The 17,264-nt window shown below is 63.9% G+C and carries 18 protein-coding genes and 1 tRNA gene; 2 read left to right on the top strand and 17 right to left on the bottom strand.

Annotated elements, in window-relative coordinates:
* Positions 1–213: 213 nt before the first annotated feature.
* The 10 genes from KP010_RS23440 to KP010_RS20065 form a co-directional block, all read right to left on the bottom strand.
* Positions 214–1,407, bottom strand: a complete 1,194-nt coding sequence (locus tag KP010_RS23440) for a restriction endonuclease subunit S (protein WP_142863657.1) — start codon at positions 1,405–1,407, stop codon at positions 214–216.
* Positions 1,404–2,942, bottom strand: a complete 1,539-nt coding sequence (locus KP010_RS20105) for a class I SAM-dependent DNA methyltransferase (protein ID WP_216281556.1) — start codon at positions 2,940–2,942, stop codon at positions 1,404–1,406. Before KP010_RS20105 ends, KP010_RS23440 begins: the two co-directional genes overlap by 4 nt.
* Positions 2,943–3,086: 144 nt before the next feature.
* Positions 3,087–3,917 carry a class I SAM-dependent methyltransferase gene (locus KP010_RS20100; protein ID WP_142863655.1) on the bottom strand — a complete coding sequence of 277 codons (831 nt, stop codon included), beginning with the start codon at positions 3,915–3,917 and terminating at the stop codon, positions 3,087–3,089.
* A gap of 29 nt (positions 3,918–3,946) precedes the next feature.
* Positions 3,947–4,987 carry an ACR3 family arsenite efflux transporter gene (arsB, locus tag KP010_RS20095; protein ID WP_142863667.1) on the bottom strand — a complete coding sequence of 347 codons (1,041 nt, stop codon included), beginning with the start codon at positions 4,985–4,987 and terminating at the stop codon, positions 3,947–3,949.
* An 88-nt stretch (positions 4,988–5,075) separates the two neighbouring features.
* Entirely contained in the window at positions 5,076–6,845 is a 1,770-nt protein-coding gene (arsA, locus tag KP010_RS20090) for an arsenical pump-driving ATPase (protein WP_216281403.1), read from the bottom strand.
* Positions 6,846–6,854: 9 nt separating this feature from the next.
* Complete coding sequence (arsD, locus tag KP010_RS20085) at positions 6,855–7,211, bottom strand: arsenite efflux transporter metallochaperone ArsD (protein WP_142863653.1); 357 nt, start codon at positions 7,209–7,211, stop codon at positions 6,855–6,857.
* Between the two features lie 18 nt (positions 7,212–7,229).
* Entirely contained in the window at positions 7,230–7,667 is a 438-nt protein-coding gene (gene arsC / locus KP010_RS20080; RefSeq protein WP_108916968.1) for an arsenate reductase (glutaredoxin), read from the bottom strand.
* The gene (locus KP010_RS20075) at positions 7,664–8,176 is read right to left on the bottom strand and encodes an ArsI/CadI family heavy metal resistance metalloenzyme (protein ID WP_142863652.1); all 513 of its coding nucleotides are present in this window, start codon (positions 8,174–8,176) and stop codon (positions 7,664–7,666) included. Before KP010_RS20075 ends, arsC begins: the two co-directional genes overlap by 4 nt.
* Positions 8,173–8,517 carry a helix-turn-helix transcriptional regulator gene (locus KP010_RS20070; protein WP_108916893.1) on the bottom strand — a complete coding sequence of 115 codons (345 nt, stop codon included), beginning with the start codon at positions 8,515–8,517 and terminating at the stop codon, positions 8,173–8,175. The genes KP010_RS20075 and KP010_RS20070 overlap by 4 nt, the downstream gene beginning before the upstream one ends.
* An 80-nt stretch (positions 8,518–8,597) precedes the next feature.
* Positions 8,598–9,383 carry a sulfite exporter TauE/SafE family protein gene (locus KP010_RS20065; RefSeq protein WP_142863651.1) on the bottom strand — a complete coding sequence of 262 codons (786 nt, stop codon included), beginning with the start codon at positions 9,381–9,383 and terminating at the stop codon, positions 8,598–8,600.
* Between the two features lie 284 nt (positions 9,384–9,667).
* Here KP010_RS20065 and KP010_RS20060 point away from each other — a divergent pair, with 284 nt between their 5' ends.
* Positions 9,668–10,627: a helix-turn-helix transcriptional regulator gene (locus tag KP010_RS20060; protein WP_246659916.1), complete on the top strand. Its 960-nt coding sequence runs from the start codon at positions 9,668–9,670 to the stop codon at positions 10,625–10,627.
* Positions 10,628–10,769: 142 nt separating this feature from the next.
* Here KP010_RS20060 and KP010_RS20055 read toward each other — a convergent pair whose 3' ends face one another.
* The 6 genes from KP010_RS20055 to KP010_RS20030 all read right to left on the bottom strand — a co-directional run bounded on the left by KP010_RS20055 (position 10,770) and on the right by KP010_RS20030 (position 15,138).
* Positions 10,770–11,651, bottom strand: a complete 882-nt coding sequence (locus KP010_RS20055) for a helix-turn-helix domain-containing protein (RefSeq protein WP_142863650.1) — start codon at positions 11,649–11,651, stop codon at positions 10,770–10,772.
* A gap of 23 nt (positions 11,652–11,674) precedes the next feature.
* On the bottom strand, positions 11,675–12,013 hold the full coding sequence (locus KP010_RS23435) for a FecR/PupR family sigma factor regulator (RefSeq protein ID WP_142863649.1): 339 nt from the start codon (positions 12,011–12,013) through the stop codon (positions 11,675–11,677).
* A 61-nt stretch (positions 12,014–12,074) separates the two neighbouring features.
* Positions 12,075–12,587: an arsenate reductase ArsC gene (locus KP010_RS20045; protein WP_142863665.1), complete on the bottom strand. Its 513-nt coding sequence runs from the start codon at positions 12,585–12,587 to the stop codon at positions 12,075–12,077.
* A 243-nt stretch (positions 12,588–12,830) separates the two neighbouring features.
* On the bottom strand, positions 12,831–13,211 hold the full coding sequence (locus KP010_RS20040; RefSeq protein ID WP_216281401.1) for a hypothetical protein: 381 nt from the start codon (positions 13,209–13,211) through the stop codon (positions 12,831–12,833).
* 172 nt (positions 13,212–13,383) lie between these two features.
* Positions 13,384–13,459: transfer RNA gene (locus KP010_RS20035), tRNA-Glu, on the bottom strand.
* Between the two features lie 119 nt (positions 13,460–13,578).
* Entirely contained in the window at positions 13,579–15,138 is a 1,560-nt protein-coding gene (locus tag KP010_RS20030; protein WP_142863648.1) for a leucyl aminopeptidase, read from the bottom strand.
* Positions 15,139–15,366: 228 nt separating this feature from the next.
* Here KP010_RS20030 and KP010_RS20025 point away from each other — a divergent pair, with 228 nt between their 5' ends.
* On the top strand, positions 15,367–16,575 hold the full coding sequence (locus KP010_RS20025) for an MFS transporter (RefSeq protein WP_142863647.1): 1,209 nt from the start codon (positions 15,367–15,369) through the stop codon (positions 16,573–16,575).
* A gap of 76 nt (positions 16,576–16,651) precedes the next feature.
* Here the strand turns inward: KP010_RS20025 and KP010_RS20020 are convergent, their stop codons facing one another.
* Positions 16,652–17,215, bottom strand: coding sequence for an NYN domain-containing protein (locus KP010_RS20020; RefSeq protein ID WP_142863646.1), 564 nt, complete (start codon positions 17,213–17,215; stop codon positions 16,652–16,654).
* Between the last annotated feature and the right edge of the window lie 49 nt (positions 17,216–17,264).

The following is a 17,264-nucleotide window of genomic DNA, read 5'->3' as shown; positions in this document are numbered from 1 at the left end:
CAGAGCGAGGCCAAAGTCCAGCCCCCGCGCTCCAGAACGCGCTACGATGGGGCCGTGTCCCCTTCTCCCACTCGTGGGAGAAGGTGGCCCGACGAAGTCGGGTCGGATGAGGGCTCTCGAGGTTATAACACCTTGAAAATACGCTCTTCTTCCCGGGCCCTCATCCGACCTCGCCATAGCCTGTCGCTCGAGACGGGCGTCCTTGCGGACGCCCTATGGCGAGGCCGCCTTCTCCCGCGCGCGGGAGAAGGAAGGGGCGGAGAGGTCGCCGCGGAAGGCGCGATGTTGCAGCGAGGCGAACAGAGCGTCGAGCCGCGCGAGATGGGCGCGGTGATGGGCTTTGAGCTTGTCGATCTCGGCAACGCGGGCGGCGAAGGCGCGTTGGAGGGGAAGAGGGGGATGAGGAATAGGTAGTCCAGCCAGTTGTTTGGCCGTCAATTGAGGAACTGCGGCGCCGTTGCCGATTTGCTGTAGATGCTCCTTGATCGCGGGCAATGTCAGGTACGCATGAAGAAACACCGGAGACATATCTGACTTCGGCCTGATGATCATCATTTGTGCATTGATGAAAGCCGTAGAAAAAGGGCCGTCAAATATGCAGCAGCTTCCTAAAGTGCCTCGAAGCGTGATAATGAGGTCATTATGGCGTGCCTTGCCCCGCGACAAAGATGCGAATTTGCTCGACGAAATAAAGAGAAGGCTCCCGAGATCGAGTTTATCATCAACAATGTTTTTCGTGCTCAGGAATGGAATCCCGCTCGTCAATATGTCGTCCCCGCTAGGGTAATTGCTTGAGCGATCCCCGTTTTCAAATACTGAGATGCTTCCCAAATCGCTGATGGATGAGGAGGCGGAGGAAATCCGGGGTGTTCCGAAAAGTTCGACAAAGAGACCGGTTGATAGCTTGGCGAGTTTAGCGATGGCCTCCCGGCGCTGGCGCCGCAGGTCGTTGGCCTGATCGAGGATCGCCGCGATCCGCCGCTGCTCGTCGAGGGGCGGGAGCGAGACTTCCAAGCCTTCGATATCCGCTCGATTGATCTGTTTGAATGTGGCGCCACGTCCAAGCGCCGCGAGATTGCCGGCGTTGGCGTGGAGAATCCACCACGCGAAGGAAGGATCGATTTTCTCACGATTTGGTCGAATACCCGCAACGCCGCGCCCCAAGCAGTATTCCCGATCAGACCAATTCAAATCTCCGATCGTCGCGCGAACACACAAAATGATGTCCCCTACCCGGGACAATTTTGCGGGGGCCGTCGTGTGGCGTTTCGGCTTCGGAGAAAATTCCCCGAAATCGCTTGCGCCTGCGATGAGGGGTGCTCCGTCCCCTTCTGCATTATAGGTTTCGCCGCTCGGCGCTTGACCCATAATGATTTCGCAAAGATCCCCGAGCGCCGCTGTCCTCACCCCACCATCTCCTCGAGCCGCTTCATCCCCTCCGCGATCTCCGCCTCGAGCCGCCGCAGATCGGCGAGGATCGCCGCCGGGCTCTCGTGCTCCACCTCCTCATGCTCCACCTCGCGATAGCGATTGAGCGAGAGGTCATAGCCCGCCGCCGCAATATCCGCCTTGGGCACGCAAAAGCTCTGCGCCGTGCGCGGGCGCTCGCGCTCGGCGGCGCCCCGCTCCTCGAAGCGCATCAGCACGTCGGGAAGATTGTTCTTCTGCTCCTCGCTCTCCTCGAGCGCCGCCTCCGGCGTCGGCCCGAGCTTCTCGGAGGAAAGCAGCGGCTGGCGCTTGTCGTCGAGCGACCAGCCGTCCGCCTGCACGTCATAGAACCACACATGATCCGTGCCGCCGACGCCGGTGCGGGTGAAGACGAGGATCGCCGTCGAGACGCCCGCATAGGGGCGGAACACGCCGGAGGGGAGCTTCACCACCGCCTCGAGCTTGTTCTCCTCGACCAGCAGGCGGCGCAAATCCTTATGCGCCTTGGAGGAGCCGAACAGCACGCCGTCCGGCACGATCACCGCCGCGCGCCCGCCGGTCTTCAAGAGCCGCAGGAACAGCGCCAGGAACAAAAGCTCGGTCTTCTTGGTCTTGACGATCCGCTGCAAATCCTTGGCCGTCGTCTCATAATCGAGCGAGCCGGCGAAGGGCGGATTGGCGAGCACCAGCGAATAGCGCCCGGCGTCCTCGGAATGATCCTCGGCGAGCGAATCTCTATAGGCGACATTGGCGTTCTCGACGCCATGCAGCGCCATGTTCATCGCGCCGATGCGCAGCATCGTCGGATCGAAATCGAAGCCGTTGAAGAGCTTTTCGTGAATATGCGCGCGCAGCTTCTCGTCGCGGAAGAGGTCCTTGTGTTTGTCGCGCAAATATTCGCCGGCGGCGACGAGAAAGCCGCAGGTGCCGGCGGCGGGATCGCAGATCGTATCCTCGGGTTTGGGCTGCGTCAGCTCCACCATCAGCGCGATGATATGGCGCGGCGTGCGGAACTGGCCGTTCTGGCCGGCGGAGGCGATTTTCGCCAGCATATATTCATAGACGTCGCCCTTGGTGTCGCGATCGCCCATATCGATCTTGTCGAGCTTGTCGACGACCTTGGCGAGAAGCTGCGGGCTGGGGATTTGAAAGCGCGCGTCGCGCATGTGCCGCGCATAGGCGCCGCCGTCGCCGTTGAGCGAGCGGATGAAGGGAAACACATGCTCGTCGACGATGCGGAACATTTCCGGCCCGGCGAAATGCTTGAAGCGGGACCAGCGCAGATTTTCGTAGGGCTCGCCGCGCGCGTCCGCGCCCTGCGGGAAGATGCGCCGCTCGAGCGGGCGTTTCAGCGTCGTCGCCTTGCGCTCCTCGAGCTCCTGCATCTCGTCGAGGCGCTTGATGAAGATGAGAAAAGTGATCTGTTCGATGACCTGGAGCGGATTGGCGAGGCCGCCGGACCAGAAATCATTCCACACGCCATCGATCTTGCCGCGCAATTCGCCTGTCAGCATATCTCCCCCCGAAAGCGGCGGCAGAGTAGTCGGCCGTCCCGCGCCGAGCAATCGGCTCTCCTCGCGCGCGCGGTTGCCCATGTATCCCGGGCAAAAGCATCCCGGGCAAAACCGTCGCCGGTCTGCGCTCCTCGCGCCCGAGCGTCACATCGGGGAGATTTCTCTGGCGGCGACGGCGTAAAGGACATTCGTCTCGATCGAAGTCGCGCCGCTCGCGCGCAGAAGAGACAGATTTGTCTCTCGGACCCGCGAAAAAGTTTGGGGATCGAGCTGCGCGAGCGTCCCGCGATAGCCGCTGCCCATAGCGATCGCCCACCAATCGTCCGGCGACTGGAGGGGGTGACGTCCTGCTTCCGCCACTATGTCGGCGCCGCTCACGCCAGCCTCGGCCAGCATTTCGCGCAGGCCCGTCGGTTGGGAAATGCGGTCCCAGGGGTTGAAGCCCCGGTAGAGATCGGGGCGCTCCTGCCGTATCGCGCTCCAGAAGGCGCCGTTCGCGGGCTCGAACAGGTTTGGGCCCCAGGTGGTGATGGCGAGCCGGCCGCCCGGACGCACCATGCGCCACAGCTCCCGGATCGCCGCGGTCATATCGGGCACGAAAAAGACGCCGAACACGCAAATCACCGCATCGAATGCGTCGTCCGGATAGCCGAGGGCGAGCATGTCGGCGACGCGGAACTCGATCGTGTCGAGGCCTTTGCTCTGCGCTTTCGACGCGGCCAATGCGATCAAGCGTTCAGCGAGATCGACGGCGATCACTCTGCCCTTCGGCCCGACGCGCTCGGCGGCCGGCAAAGCCGAGCCGCCGCTGCCGCAGCAGACGTCGAGCACGCATTCGCCGGGACGAAGATCTACGCGATCGACGGTCTCTCGTCCGAAGCGATGCCAGAACGAGCTGACGGGGTGGTCGAAATAGTCGGCGGCGGCATTGTAGGCGGCGGCGGCTTTCGCCTTTGCTACTTCTAATTCGTTCATCCGATTTCCCCGATCTCGCTATGCGCCGCTCACGCGCGCGAGGACGCGCCGGCGTTCTCGTACCATGTCCGCGACCGGCGGACGATATGGACGACGGAGAGCATGACCGGCACTTCCACCAGCACGCCGACGACGGTCGCGAGCGCCGCGCCCGATTGGAAACCGAACAAAGCGATCGCCGTCGCGACGGCGAGCTCGAAGAAATTGCTGGCCCCGATCAGCGCCGAGGGCCCAGCGACGCACCATTCGACGCCGAGGCGGCGATTGAGGAGATAGGCGAGGCCGGCGTTGAAATAGACCTGGATCAGGATCGGCGTCGCCAGGAGCGCGATGACCAGCGGCTGTCGCATGATCTCCTCGCCTTGCAGGCCGAACAGAATGACGAGCGTGAGCAGCAGCGCGACGAGCGAAAGCGGGCCGAGCACGCGCAGCGTCGCGGCCAGCGCCGCCGCGCCGCCCTTCGCCAACAGCGCGCGCCGCCAAAGCTGCGATGCGATGACCGGCGCAACGATATAGAGGCCGACCGACAGCAGCAGCGTGCCCCAAGGCACGGTGATGGACGACAGGCCGAGCAGCAGAGCGACGAGCGGCGCGAAAGCGACGATCATGATCGTGTCGTTGAGCGCGACTTGCGACAAAGTGAAATGCGGCTCGCCATCGACGAGATTGGACCACACGAACACCATGGCCGTGCAGGGCGCCGCCGCCAGCAGAATGAGGCCGGCGATATAGGCGTCGATCTGATCGGCCGGAAGAAAGGGCCGGAACAGATGCGCGATGAACAGCCAGCCGAGCAGAGCCATGGAAAACGGCTTCACTAGCCAATTGATCCCCACGGTCACAGCGATGCCGCGCCAATGCTCGCGCACCTGCGCCAGCGCGGAGAGGTCGATCTTCAGCAGCATGGGGATGATCATCAGCCACACCAGCGCCGCGACCGGGAGATTCACCTGCGCGACCGTCGCCTCTCCAATGGCGTGGAAAACGAAGGGCGCCGCCTGGCCGAGCGCGATGCCGACGATGATGCAGAGCGCGACCCACAGGGTCAGATAGCGCTCGAAAACGCCCATGGCGGGCGCGGCGGATGCTTTGCTTCGATCCGGCTCCATGGCGGCCGGAGTTGCGCGCAGTTCCATCGGTTTTCCTTTCGGTGAAATATCAGGCGGCTTCGATGGCGTGGCCCGCCAGCTCCAGAAGACGAGTGACGCCGACCGGCTCTTCCTTCAGCAGCGGGACGATCGCATAGCGCCGCGCATGAGTGGCGGCGACGGCGTCGATCTCGCGAGTTTCATTGCGCGCGCGCTGACGGAGCAGCGGCGAATGCGGGCGCGCGGCGGCCACGCTATTGTTGATGATCCACGCCCAAGGCTCGATTCCGGCGCGCCGCAAATCGGCCTGAAGGCCGGCCGCCTCCAGAACGGGCGTCGTCTCGGCGAGCGTCGCCAGCAGAACTTTGGTCTGTTTCGGATTTTGCAATTGCATCATCGGCGTCGTGTAATGCGCACCTTTGGCGTCCAATTGGCGCGCGACCTCGCGATGATAGGCGCCGGTCGCGTCCAGCAGCAGAAGGGTATGGCCGGTCGGCGCCGTGTCCATCACGACGAAACTCTCGCCCGCCTCGCGGATAATGCGCGAGAAGGCCTGAAACACGGCGATCTCCTCGGTGCAGGGCGAGCGCAAATCTTCTTCCAGCAGCGCGCGGCCGGCGGCGTCCAGCTCGGCGCCCTTGGCGGCCAATATCTCGCGACGATAGCGCTCCGTTTCGGCGTGCGGATCGATGCGGCTCACTTTCAGATGCTCCAATGATCCATGCAGCGTTTCCGAAAGATGCGCGGCCGGATCGGAGGTGGTGAGATGCACGGGCAGTCCGCGGCGCGCGAGCTCCACGGCGACGGCGGCCGCCAGAGTCGTCTTGCCGACGCCGCCCTTGCCCATCAGCATCACGAGGCCATGACCGTCCGCCGCTATTGCGTCGACCAGCTCCGATAGGCTCGGCGCGTCGAGCGCGATCGGCTCGTCCTCGCTCGCGTTCGCCGGCGACGGCGTCGCGCCGAGCAATTGCCGCAAGGCGTCCAGGCCGACGAGATTGAACGGCCTGAGCGCGACGCGATCACAGGGCAAAGCGGCGAGCTCGGCGGGAAGCGCGCGCAACGCCGCCTGCTCGCGCTCATAGATGGCGGCGGCGAGCGAATCCTGCTTCGCCTCCTCTTCCGGCAGCAAGCCGTTGATGACGAGATATTGCTGCGCGATGCCGATCGCCGCCAGCTCCTTATGCGTGCGGGCGATTTCGTTCAGCGCCGATCGCTGCGCGCGGGCGACCAGCACGAGGCGCGTGCGCTCGGCGTCGGCCAGCGCCTCGACGGCGCGGCCATATTGCGCGCGTTGCTTGTCCAACCCCGCCAGCGGCCCGAGGCAAGAGGCGTCGCCCTTGCCGGATTCGAGAAAGCCGCTCCAGGCGCCCGGCAATTGCAGCAAACGGATCGTATGTCCCGTCGGCGCCGTGTCGAAAACGATGTGATCGTAATTCGCGGTGAGCGCGGAATCGACCAGCAGCGCGGTGAATTCATCGAAGGCGGCGATCTCCGTCGTGCAGGCGCCCGATAGCTGCTCCTCGATCCCCTTAACCACAGCGTCCGGAAGCAGGCCGCGCACCGGGCCGACGATACGGTCGCGATAGGCCTGCGCGGCGGCTTGCGGGTCGATCTCCAGCGCCGACAGGCCCGATGCGCCGGGAATGTCGGTCATCCGATTGCCGATGATCGTTCCGAACACTTGCGCCACATTGGACGCCGGATCGGTGCTGACCAGCAGCACGCGCCGCCCGGCCTCGGCGAGCGCGATCGCCGTCGCGCAGGCGATCGATGTTTTGCCGACCCCGCCTTTGCCGGTGAAGAACAGGAAGCGCGGCGGCTGCTCGAGGAATTTCATCACGGGCCTTCAGCAACTGCCGCCGCCGCAGCATCCGCTCGGCTTCGGCTCCGTCGCGGTCTCGACGAGGCCGGCCCAGCGGGCAAGCTCGCTGCGGCTCGGATAGCGCCCGGCGAGAGCGACCTCGCCCGCGACGAGCACCAGCGGCAGCGCCTCCTGTCCAGAGCGCTCCAGAAAGGCTTTGACGATCGCATTCTCGGCGAAGGCGAGCGGCTGCTGCGCCAAATTGAATCGCTCGATGCGGGCGCCGTTCTGCTTCGCCCAATCGACATCGGCGGCGAAATTCACCAGCGCCTGATCGACCTCGGTTCCGCACACGCCGGTGCTGCAACAGAGCGCCGGGTCATAGATTTCGATCGCCGTCATATCCGTCTCCCTCGATTGTTATGCCGTCGCCACGCGCCGGCCGGCGGAATCGACGATGAGCTCGCCGTCCTCCTTGTAAAAGGCGCCGCGCTGCGGCAGCGGCAGAATGTCCAGAACCGCCTCCGACGGACGGCACAGCTTCACGCCCATGGAGGTGACGACGATCGGCCGATTGATGAGGATCGGATGCGCCATCATCGCGTCGAGCAATTGCTCGTCGGTCAGCGTCGGATCGCCGAGGCCGAGTTCGTGATAGGGCGTCCCTTTTTCCCGCAGCAGCGCCCGCGTCGATATTCCCATTCGCGCGATGAGCTGCTCGAGCAGCGCGCGCGTCGGCGGCGTCTTCAAATATTCGATCACATGCGGCTCTATCCCGGCGTTGCGGATGAGGCCGAGCGTGTTGCGCGAGGTTCCGCAATCGGGATTGTGATAGATGATCACATCGGGCGCGCTCATGCGGGCTCCTTCGCGCCGCAGCACGGCGCCTTTGCGGGAAGGTCCGGCTTCGGCGGACAGCATTCGCCTTGCGGCGTCGTCGGCGTGCAACAGGCGCCAGCCTCGCCCTTCAGCGCGTCCAGCGCCGGATCGCCGCCATAAACCGGGCTTTCTCCGGTCGTGAGAAACGTCTCCCACATCAGCCCTTGCGGATCGGCGATCCAGGATTTTTCCGACTTCGCATAGCAGCAGGTGGTCGCGCCCTCTTCATAGACGCGCCCGCCGGCCTGCTTCAGGCGGCCATAAACGTCGAGCAGCTCGTCGGTGGTTTCGACTTGAATGCCGAGATGCTCCAATCCGAGGCTCGACCCGCCGCGCGCCGAAATGGCGAAATTCACGCGCGGATCGTCGAGCATCCATTTGGCGTAATCGGGCTTCTCGATTGTCGGCGCGGCGCCGAACAGCGCGCTGTAGAAATGGATGGATCGGGGCAGGTCATCGACGGACACATGCAGATGCAGGCGCTTCATGGAACCCTCTCGGTCTGGCAGGTCGTATCGGCTTCCGTGACGCAGCAAGCGGCGGCGTCGCCCTTGCAGCAATTCTCCGTCAGATAGGCGAGCAGCGCATTCATGACGGGATAGGCGGCCGAATAGATCAGCGAGCGGCCGTCCCGACGGAACGTCACGAGATCGGCGTGCTTGAGCTGATTGAGGTGGAAAGACAGCGTCGTCGCAGGAAGCCCGAGCCGCTCGCTGATTTTTCCGGCGGGAAGCCCCTTGGGGCCCGCTTGCATCAGCAGCCGGAAAATATCGAGGCGGGACTCGTGAGCGAGCGCGACGAGGGCCGCGATGGCGTTGTTCTTTTCCATAGTTCAAATATGTTTGAATTATAGAGATTGTCAAGGCGGGCGAGCGAGGGCGTGCGGAGAATTTCCATTCGGGCGCCGATTTACTCGTGGCGCCAGACTTTCACCGACGACGCTACGAGAATCAGGGAGAGAGCCGGAATCAAGAGCTGATCCGACACGATCCCGAGGAGACGCCCGCCTATGAAGGTTCCCGCGATCGAGCCCGACGCCATGATGAGGACGAACGCCTTGTTGCGCGTCACGACGCCAAAGGCGCTGTCGCGGCTGTAACGAGTGAAGCCGACGATCATGGTCGGCAGACTCACGGCGAGCGAGAGGCTGCCGGCGAGCTTTATGTCGGCGCTGAAGAGCAGCACCAGCGTCGGAATCAGCAGCTCGCCTCCCGCGACTCCCATGAGTGAGGCGACGATCCCGATGCCGAAGCCCGCGATCACGCCGGCGACGATCAGCAACGCTCCCGAGAGGTGCGCGGACGCCGTCGTCGCGCCATGGCCGAAGACCAGCGCTCCGGCGATCAGCGCCAGAAGCATGGCGAGGATTCGATAGAGGTTGCGGGAGCTCAGTTTCGTCGCCCATCCCGCTCCGAGCCACGCGCCCATCAAGCTGCCTGCCAGCAAATTGAGAACGATCGGCCAATTGGAGGCGACAGCGGCAAAGGGGACGGATGCGGCGCGAAACGGCAGAGCGGTGGCGACGACGATGAGGCTCATCGCCTTGTTGAGGATGACCGCCTCGAGAGCGCGAAATCGAAACGGCCCGATGAGCAGCGGCAGTCGAAATTCGGCGCCGCCGAGACCTATCAGTCCGCCGAGCGCGCCGATCGCTGCGCCGCCGACAAAAGCGAAAACCTGCCTGGGTTTTGTCATGAGCCGATCGGTTCCCCCGCTCGTGCCCACAGTGGAGGGCGATGCGGACTCTGACGGAACGGGCATATCGAACCTCCGATGGGTTTCGGATCGCGACGCACGATGCGATACCCGAAACGACACGAAATAAGACGAAATCGAAGATAGTGGTTAGCTAGCCTCGAAAACGCGGCTTCAAATGCAATGGAAAAGCATCAATGTAAACATGAAGGGATTGAAACCAGGTGACTCTGCATCAGAAATGCGCGAAAGAATACGAAATGCAACCAATATGGATATAGGCCGTGTCGCCGGACAAACGTCGCGCCCTGACCGCCGAGGACGTCGCCGAGATGCTGCATGTCAGCAAGAGCGGCGTGTATGGCCTGATCAAGAACGGCGACATCGGCCATTACAAGGTCGGTCGAAAGTTCCGATTCACCGAAGCTCATGTGCGGGAATATGTCGAACGGTCCGGCACGACCGCACGCGCCGCGACGCGCAATGGGCCGTCGGCGCTCGACGAGGATCGCTATTTCGATTTGTCGCCCGAACGCCGAAGCGCGAATGGCTTCGTCATCTGCGGCCAGGATCTGATACTCGACATTCTATCGAACTTCATGCGCATGCATGGCGTCATGGCGTTGCGGGCCTACATCGGCAGCTATGACAGCCTCGTTTCCCTCTACCTGAACAAGGTCAGCGCCGCCACGGCGCATCTTTGGGACAGTTCGACCGACGACTACAACGCGCCTTATGTCCGAGCGCTCGTGCCGGGCGTCCGCTGCCTGATCGTGAATGTCACCTACCGTATGCAAGGTTTTTACGTCGCCAAGGGCAATCCGAAAGGCATTCGCTCGTGGCGCGATCTCGCGCGAGACGACATCACGATGATCAATCGCGAGAAGGGCGCCGGCTCACGCGTGCTGCTCGACGAAAACCTCGGCCTACTGGGACTCTACGGCAGCAAAATCAAGGGTTACGACAATGAGAACCAGTCGCATCTCACCGTGGCGAGCGCGGTGGGGAGAGGCGACGCGGATATCGCTGTCGGCAACGAGAAAATTGCCCGACAGGTCGAGAATGTCGATTTCATTCCGCTCAAGAAGGAGCGCTACGACATCGTCGTCAAGAAGGAGCAGCTCGAGACCCACGAGATAGCGACAATGTTGAAAATTCTGCGATCCGATAGATTCAGGAACGAATTCGAGAACATCGGCGGATATGACATCCGCGATATCGGAAAGATCGTCGCCGAAACGTGAGCCGGGCGCTCGAAATTCTATCGTATATTCGCTCTCATGGCGGTCGCTGAGATGTCCACGAAACCCGAGGAAAGCGGACCCAGATATGACAACAATTGACGGCTAAAGGCGCTTTGCGGAATTTTCTACCACCCGCCACCGCTCACGCAGCATTATTCACCGCCAGTTCCGTCGCCCCTTCCATCATCGCAATATCGGCGAGACGGCTCTTCAGCGCCGCCCGGTCCAGCGACTCGAAGGGCAGATTGACGAAGGCCGTCAGCCGCGCGCCGAGACGCCGATAGGCTTCCATGAAGGCGGCGCGTTTCTGCGCGTCGTCGCCCTTCGCCATCGCCGGATCGGCGACGCCCCAATGCGCCAGCAGCGCATTGCGCGGCCAGGGGCCGCAGGGCTGCTCGCAAATGTCGTCACAGAGGGTGATGACGAAATCCATGCGCGGCGCGTCGGGCTTGGTGAATTCCTTCCAGCTCTTGGAGCGAAACGCGCGCGTGTCGTAGCCGAGCGAAGACAGCAGTTCCACGCCGACCGGATCGGGCCGCTCGGCGGGCCTGCTGCCGGCCGAAAAAGCGCGGAAGCGGTCGCCGCCCTCGCGGTTCAGAACCGCCTCCGCCAGAATGGAGCGCGCGGCGTTGCCGGAACAGAGAAACAGGACATTGCGGACCCGCTTGCTCGCCGATTTCGGACGCTTCTGCGGAAAGGCGGGCGCCGCGAGAGTGAGATCATCGAGCGATGCTCCGAGATCGGTCAGCATCGTCGTGAGCACATGGCCCAATTTGCTGGAATTGGCGGCGTAGATCACCGAACGCCCCTCGCGTCGTCCGAGGACGAGTCCGGCGCGTTCGAGATGGGCGATATGGGTCGAGAGCGTATTGTGCGGCACGGCCAGAAGGCGGGCGATGTCGCCCGCAGGCAGTCCATAGGGAAGATAGCGCAGCAGCAGACGATAGGCCTCGAGGCGCGTCGTCTGCGCCAAGGCCTCGAAAATGCCGACGATCTCGGCTGCGGCGATCCGATCTTCCGTCATTTGTCCCTCGCCTCCTTGGACCGTCAGCGGCCCTTTGGCGAGAATAGTCGAATTCTCGACGCGTCACTACCTGTCGACAAGCGGTCCTGGAGCGGATCGCATCGAGCGCCTGCCGGAGGCGGATCCGCGGCGGCCGTCGCGGCTGCGGCTTCCTCGGCCAGTTCGCGCGCCGCCTCACGGCAGGCGCGCCAGAGCCGCGAGGCTTCGCGGAAGGCTTCCTCATGCTCGAGACTCATCCCGCGCCACTGCTGCAGCTCGACGAGATGGGCGCGGGTCGCTTCGCCCGAATGCATGCGGACGACCCATGAAAGAGCCTCGCACAGCAACGGGTCCAAATCGGGAGTCGGATCGTCCGGTTCCATCAGATCGCAAGTCCGGCGTTTCGAGCATGACCCGAGCCGTCCGCCTCCGAGCGCGACGCGCTCAGGGGGCGTCGACAGGCTTCGCCTTGCCGATCTCCTCGAGCCGCCTCTGCAAGGAGAGCTTGTCGAGGCCCTTCATCGGAAGGGAGGCGAAGATCGAGATGCGGTTGTTGAGCATACGGAACGCATCGGCGAAGGCCAGATGCTTCTCGATCTCGGTCCCTTCGACAGCGGCAGGGTCGGGCAGGCCCCAATGCGCCGTCATCGGCTGGCCCGGCCAATAGGGGCACTCTTCCTTCGCGGCGGCGTCGCAGACGGTGAAGACGAAATCGAGCGGCGGAGCGCCGGGCTCGGCAAACTCGCTCCAGCTTTTGGAGCGATAGCCATCCGCTTTGAAGCCGGACTTCTCCAACACCGCCACCGTGTACGGATTGACCTCGCCTTTTGGCCGGGAGCCCGCGCTATAGGCTTTGAATCGACCGGCGCCCACGCGATCGAGGATCGCCTCGGCGATGATCGAGCGCGCGGAATTGCCGGTGCAGAGAAAAAGCACATTATAGACCCTGTCTTCCATCATTGGCGTCCCTCTGGGTGATATTCCGTTATGTCTGGACCTATCGACATATCAATATAGCGCTCGTCGCTTCTTCTGCAAAGCAGAGATCGAGCTACGACGCCGATTTTTGACGCCGCGCCCCGCCCTCGCGTCGAGCGCGCCTCCTTGCCGCTCAGCGAAAGGGTAGCTGCACAAAAGGATTGCGGCTCGCCCTCGCCGGCGCCGCAGCTGCGGCGCCGGCCGATTGCCCCGGCATGGCGTTCACGCGCGACCAGATTTCGGATGTGGCCCATGGCTGCGCGATATCGACAGCCACAGCCGCGACATTCGCGCGAAATTCGGCGCTCTCGCCTGCGACAATGCGATCGATACGGCGCGTGGCGTCGGCTTCCGCATCGGTCGAGGCGGGCGCGTGATCGATCGAGCGCCGAATATGGAAGTCCCGCGCAGATTGCCGTAGTTGCGCGGACTGCCCGGCAGCTCGGCGCCGGCGCGCTGCGTCGCGATGAGCGTCAGCGGATCGTAGGAGCCCGCGCCCTCCACGGTTCGCACATCGTCATGCGTGTAATCGGCGGTGACGCTCCAATTGTCGTCTACGCGGCCTCTGAGATCGAATTCGAATCCCAGGCTGCTCGCCTTCATGCGAGAAAAGATCACAGTCGGCGAAACGTCGTTCCGCAGGGCCTATTTGCGGGCGGTCGCCGAGGCCGACAACCACGTCATCCGCATTCACGGCTCGAAAACCAGCCTCGAACAGGCCGTCGTCTCCGGCGGAGAACAAATCGGCAATAGCGTTCGCGGTTTTATACGCAAATGGCGCTCCCTAGGGGACTCGAACCCCTGTTTTCGCCGTGAGAGGGCGACGTCCTGGGCCACTAGACGAAGGGAGCGGACGAGGGCGTCTATAGACTGCTCCGGTCGGTCGAGCAAGAGGTTATCCGAACGCGATTATCCGAACGCCGTCGTATCGACGCCGCCCCGCCGAAGGCCGGCGGGGCGGCGGGCCGCTTCAGCCTTCGTAATAATCCTTCACCAGACGGTCCAGCAGCCGCACGCCCCAGCCGGACGCCCAGCTCTGATTGATGTCCGAAGCCGGCGAGCCCATGCCCGTGCCGGCGATGTCGAGATGCGCCCATGGCGTCTTGTCGACGAATCGCTCCAGAAATTGCGCCGCCGTGATCGAGCCGGCGTGACGGCCGCCCGTGTTCTTCATATCGGCGAATTTCGAATCGACCAGCTTGTCATAGGCCGGGCCCATCGGCAGACGCCAGAGCTTCTCGCCGGTCGCCTTGCCGGCCTCGAGGAGGCGGCCCGCCAGCTCGTCATTGTTGGAGAAGAGCCCGGCGTGCTCCTGCCCCAGCGCCACCAGAATGGCGCCGGTCAGCGTCGCCAGATCGATGATGAAGGCCGGCTTGTATGTCTCCTTCACATGCCAGAGCGCGTCGGCGAGCACGAGCCGGCCTTCCGCGTCGGTGTTGATGATCTCGATCGTCTGGCCGGAGAGCGAGGTGACGATGTCGCCCGGCCGCTGCGCCTCGCCCGAAGGCATGTTCTCGACGAGGCCGAGCACGCCGATCACATTGGCCTTGGCCTTGCGCATCGCCAGCGCATGGAGAAGCCCGGTCACGGCGGCGGCGCCGGCCATGTCTCCCTTCATATCCTCCATGCTGGCCGCCGGCTTTATGGAGATGCCGCCGGTGTCGAAGCAGACGCCCTTGCCCACGAAGGCGATGGGCTGCGCGCCGGGGGCGCCGCCGTTCCAGCGCAGAATCACGACGCGGCTCGGATGGACCGAGCCCTGGCCGACGCCGAGAAGCGCGCGGAAGCCGAGCGATTCCAGCGCTGGAACGTCGAGAATCTCCACCTCCACGCCGAGCGCCGCGAGCTTGGCGGCGCGGCGGGCGAACTCCTCAGGATAGAGGACATTGGCGGGTTCGTTGACGAGATCGCGGGCGATGACGACGCCCTCCGCGAGGCCGAGCGACTGCCCGACCGCGCCGCGCGCGGCGTCGGGGTCGGCGATCGCGAGCGCTATGTCGCTCGCGCCCTCGCGCTCGGAATCGTCTTTCTTCTTCTTGGTGCGATAGAGGTCGAATTTATAGGCGCGCAGCTCGGCGCCGAGCGCGAATTGGCCGGCCGCGGCGGCGGGATCGGCCGGCGCCTCGGGCGGATCGAAGACGACGAGCGCAGTCTGGCCCTGGCCGAGCTTGGCCGCCGTCTGGCCGCCGAGGCCGAGGAAATCGTCGAAAATCTCCGCCTTGTCGGGGCCTTCGCCCTCCGCGGCGGAGCCGACGCCGATGACGAGCAGACGGCCGACCGACGGTAGCTCCTGAGGCGCATAGAGATCGAGCGAAGTTCCGCGTTTGCCAGTGAATTTCGCGGCGGCGGCGGCGCGGGTCACTTGCGGGAGCGCCTCTTTGAGAATCGTCTCCGATTCGGAGCCGAAACGGAGCTTGGCGCCGGCGAAGGCGATGAGGACGAGAGGTCTGCCGCCAGCCTCTGGAGACGCCGCGAGACGCCGCTCCGCCTCGCCGAAAGACACGGTCTCGATTTTCACATAGGCGGACATTTTTGAACCTCTCATAGGGAAAACAGGCGTTTGCCGCGGCTACGCGGCAGTGTTGACGCACTATCGTCCCGACGCCGCCGAGGGTCAACGCTCGTCGCGCCGGACAGGAGCGGGAACGGCGCTCCGCCGGCGCGGCAATGTCGTTCTCTTGTGGACGGCGCGGGCTTTGCTTCTTATGTGTCGCAGCCTCGGGCGGCGCGCGCCACCCGAGGAAGAAAGGTCGCATCCTTGAGCCGATCCATCGCCGCCCGGCCGGAGGCCGGCGCGCCCGCATTTTCCGTGCTGGGCGCGATCAGCTTCTGCCATTTCCTGAACGATATGATGCAGTCGCTGCTGCCCGCGGTCTATCCGCTGCTGAAAGGCGGGTTCGATCTCGATTTCGGGCAGATCGGCCTGCTGAGCTTCACCTATCAGATCACCGCATCTCTGCTGCAGCCGCTGGTCGGCCTCTACACCGACCGCCGCCCGCAAGCCTATTCGCTGGTCGTCGGCATGGGCTCGACCTTGTGCGGGCTGCTGGCGCTCGCCTTCGCGCCCAGCTATCCGGCGCTGCTGGCGGCGGCGATGCTGCTCGGGATCGGCTCCTCAATCTTCCATCCCGAATCTTCGCGCATCGCCCGCATCGCCTCGGGAGGCGCGCATGGCCTCGCCCAATCGCTGTTCCAGGTCGGCGGCAATTTCGGCTCGTCGCTCGGACCGCTGCTCGCCGCCTTCTTCATTTTGCCGCGCGGGCAGGCCAGCCTCGCCTGGTTCGCGCTCGTCGCGCTCGGCGGCATGGGCGTGGTGACGGCGCTCGGCCATTGGTTCCGCAGCAATGGCCATGCGCGGGCGCCGTCCCGCATCGCTCCGCCTGTGGACACGGGCCTTTCCCTCGGCCAGCGGCGCCGCGCGCTCGCGGTGCTCGTCGCGCTGATGTTCTCGAAATTCGTCTATCTGGCCGCGCTCGGCAATTATTATGTCTTCTATCTGATGAGCCGCTTCGGCTCGACGCAGGAGGATGCGCAAATCTATTTGTTCGTTTTCCTCGCCACTTCCGCCGGCGGCACGGTCATCGGCGGCGCGCTCGGCGATCGGCTCGGCCGCAAGCGCGTGATCTGGGCGTCGATCCTCGGCGTGCTGCCCTTCACGCTCGCTCTGCCCTATGTCGGCCTTCCAGCGACGATCGGCCTCAGCGCGATCATCGGCTTCATGCTGTCCTCGGCCTTTCCGGCGATCCTCGTCTATGCGCAGGAGTTGACCCCCAATCGCATCGGCGCGGTCTCCGGCCTGTTCTTCGGCTTCGCCTTCGGCATGAGCGGCGTCGGCGCGGCGGCGCTGGGCGAATTGGCCGATCGGACGAGCATAGAATTCGTCTACCTTCTCTGCTCCTTCCTGCCGCTGATCGGATTGCTCGCCGTCTTCCTGCCCTCGGGCGACGCGGCGTCTCGCCGATCCTAGCGAAACGATTCTAGAGTGGTTTTCGAGTGGGAATCGGTTCGCGTGAAGAAAACCGACCGAACAAGGATATTCAGAGTCATTCCGGTCGCGGCGGCGATCGTCGACCGACCGTTTCGAACGGCGCGCGACGAATCTCGTCGGCGAGGTCGGCGAGATCGATGAATTCATCGGCCTGACGCCGCAAATCTTCCGCGATGATCGGCGGCCGCGTTCGGATCGTCGAAGCGACGGATACGCGCACGCCTTTGCGCTGGACCGCCTCTATGAGCGGTCGGAAAGCGCCATTGCCGGAAACCAATGTCATCGCCTCGACATGCTCCGCCATCGCCAGAGCGGCGACCGCGAGATCGACGTCTATGCTGCCTATGTTTCTGCGGCGACCGAAGCCGTCGACCGATTGCGCGACCGGCTTGGCGACGACGACATATCCATTATAGGCGAGCCAATCGGTCAGCCGGCTCGCGCTCCCGTCGGATTGCGCCTCTGTCGACGCCGCATAATAGAAGACCTTCGCTGCAGGCGAACCGCCGCGCAACAGGCGCAGCAGACGCGCATAGTCGAGATCGATGCCGAGACATCCGACGGCGAAATGCAGATTGGCGCCGTCGATGAATATCGCGCTTCGATCGCAAGATCGCATTTTCTCTCTCATATTCGCAAAGCGCGTCGGGCGCCGCCGGCCACTCGAA

The sequence above is a fragment of the Methylosinus sp. KRF6 genome (assembly GCF_018887255.1).
GTDB classification, from domain to species: Bacteria; Pseudomonadota; Alphaproteobacteria; order Rhizobiales; family Beijerinckiaceae; genus Methylosinus; species Methylosinus sporium.
The sequence above is the reverse complement of the archived record's forward strand: the minus strand, read 5'-3'. Positions and strand labels throughout refer to the sequence as shown.

Coding starts and splice junctions, on each gene's coding strand:
- KP010_RS20105 (WP_216281556.1), bottom strand. CDS start 2,942: ATGCTGACAGGCGAATTGCGCGGCAAGATCGATGGCGTGTGGAATGAT.
- KP010_RS20100 (WP_142863655.1), bottom strand. CDS start 3,917: ATGAACGAATTAGAAGTAGCAAAGGCGAAAGCCGCCGCCGCCTACAAT.
- arsB (WP_142863667.1), bottom strand. CDS start 4,987: ATGGGCGTTTTCGAGCGCTATCTGACCCTGTGGGTCGCGCTCTGCATC.
- arsA (WP_216281403.1), bottom strand. CDS start 6,845: ATGAAATTCCTCGAGCAGCCGCCGCGCTTCCTGTTCTTCACCGGCAAA.
- arsD (WP_142863653.1), bottom strand. CDS start 7,211: ATGACGGCGATCGAAATCTATGACCCGGCGCTCTGTTGCAGCACCGGC.
- arsC (WP_108916968.1), bottom strand. CDS start 7,667: ATGAGCGCGCCCGATGTGATCATCTATCACAATCCCGATTGCGGAACC.
- KP010_RS20075 (WP_142863652.1), bottom strand. CDS start 8,176: ATGAAGCGCCTGCATCTGCATGTGTCCGTCGATGACCTGCCCCGATCC.
- KP010_RS20070 (WP_108916893.1), bottom strand. CDS start 8,517: ATGGAAAAGAACAACGCCATCGCGGCCCTCGTCGCGCTCGCTCACGAG.
- KP010_RS20065 (WP_142863651.1), bottom strand. CDS start 9,383: ATGACAAAACCCAGGCAGGTTTTCGCTTTTGTCGGCGGCGCAGCGATC.
- KP010_RS20055 (WP_142863650.1), bottom strand. CDS start 11,651: ATGACGGAAGATCGGATCGCCGCAGCCGAGATCGTCGGCATTTTCGAG.
- KP010_RS23435 (WP_142863649.1), bottom strand. CDS start 12,013: ATGGAACCGGACGATCCGACTCCCGATTTGGACCCGTTGCTGTGCGAG.
- KP010_RS20045 (WP_142863665.1), bottom strand. CDS start 12,587: ATGGAAGACAGGGTCTATAATGTGCTTTTTCTCTGCACCGGCAATTCC.
- KP010_RS20040 (WP_216281401.1), bottom strand. CDS start 13,211: ATGAAGGCGAGCAGCCTGGGATTCGAATTCGATCTCAGAGGCCGCGTA.
- KP010_RS20030 (WP_142863648.1), bottom strand. CDS start 15,138: ATGTCCGCCTATGTGAAAATCGAGACCGTGTCTTTCGGCGAGGCGGAG.
- KP010_RS20020 (WP_142863646.1), bottom strand. CDS start 17,215: ATGCGATCTTGCGATCGAAGCGCGATATTCATCGACGGCGCCAATCTG.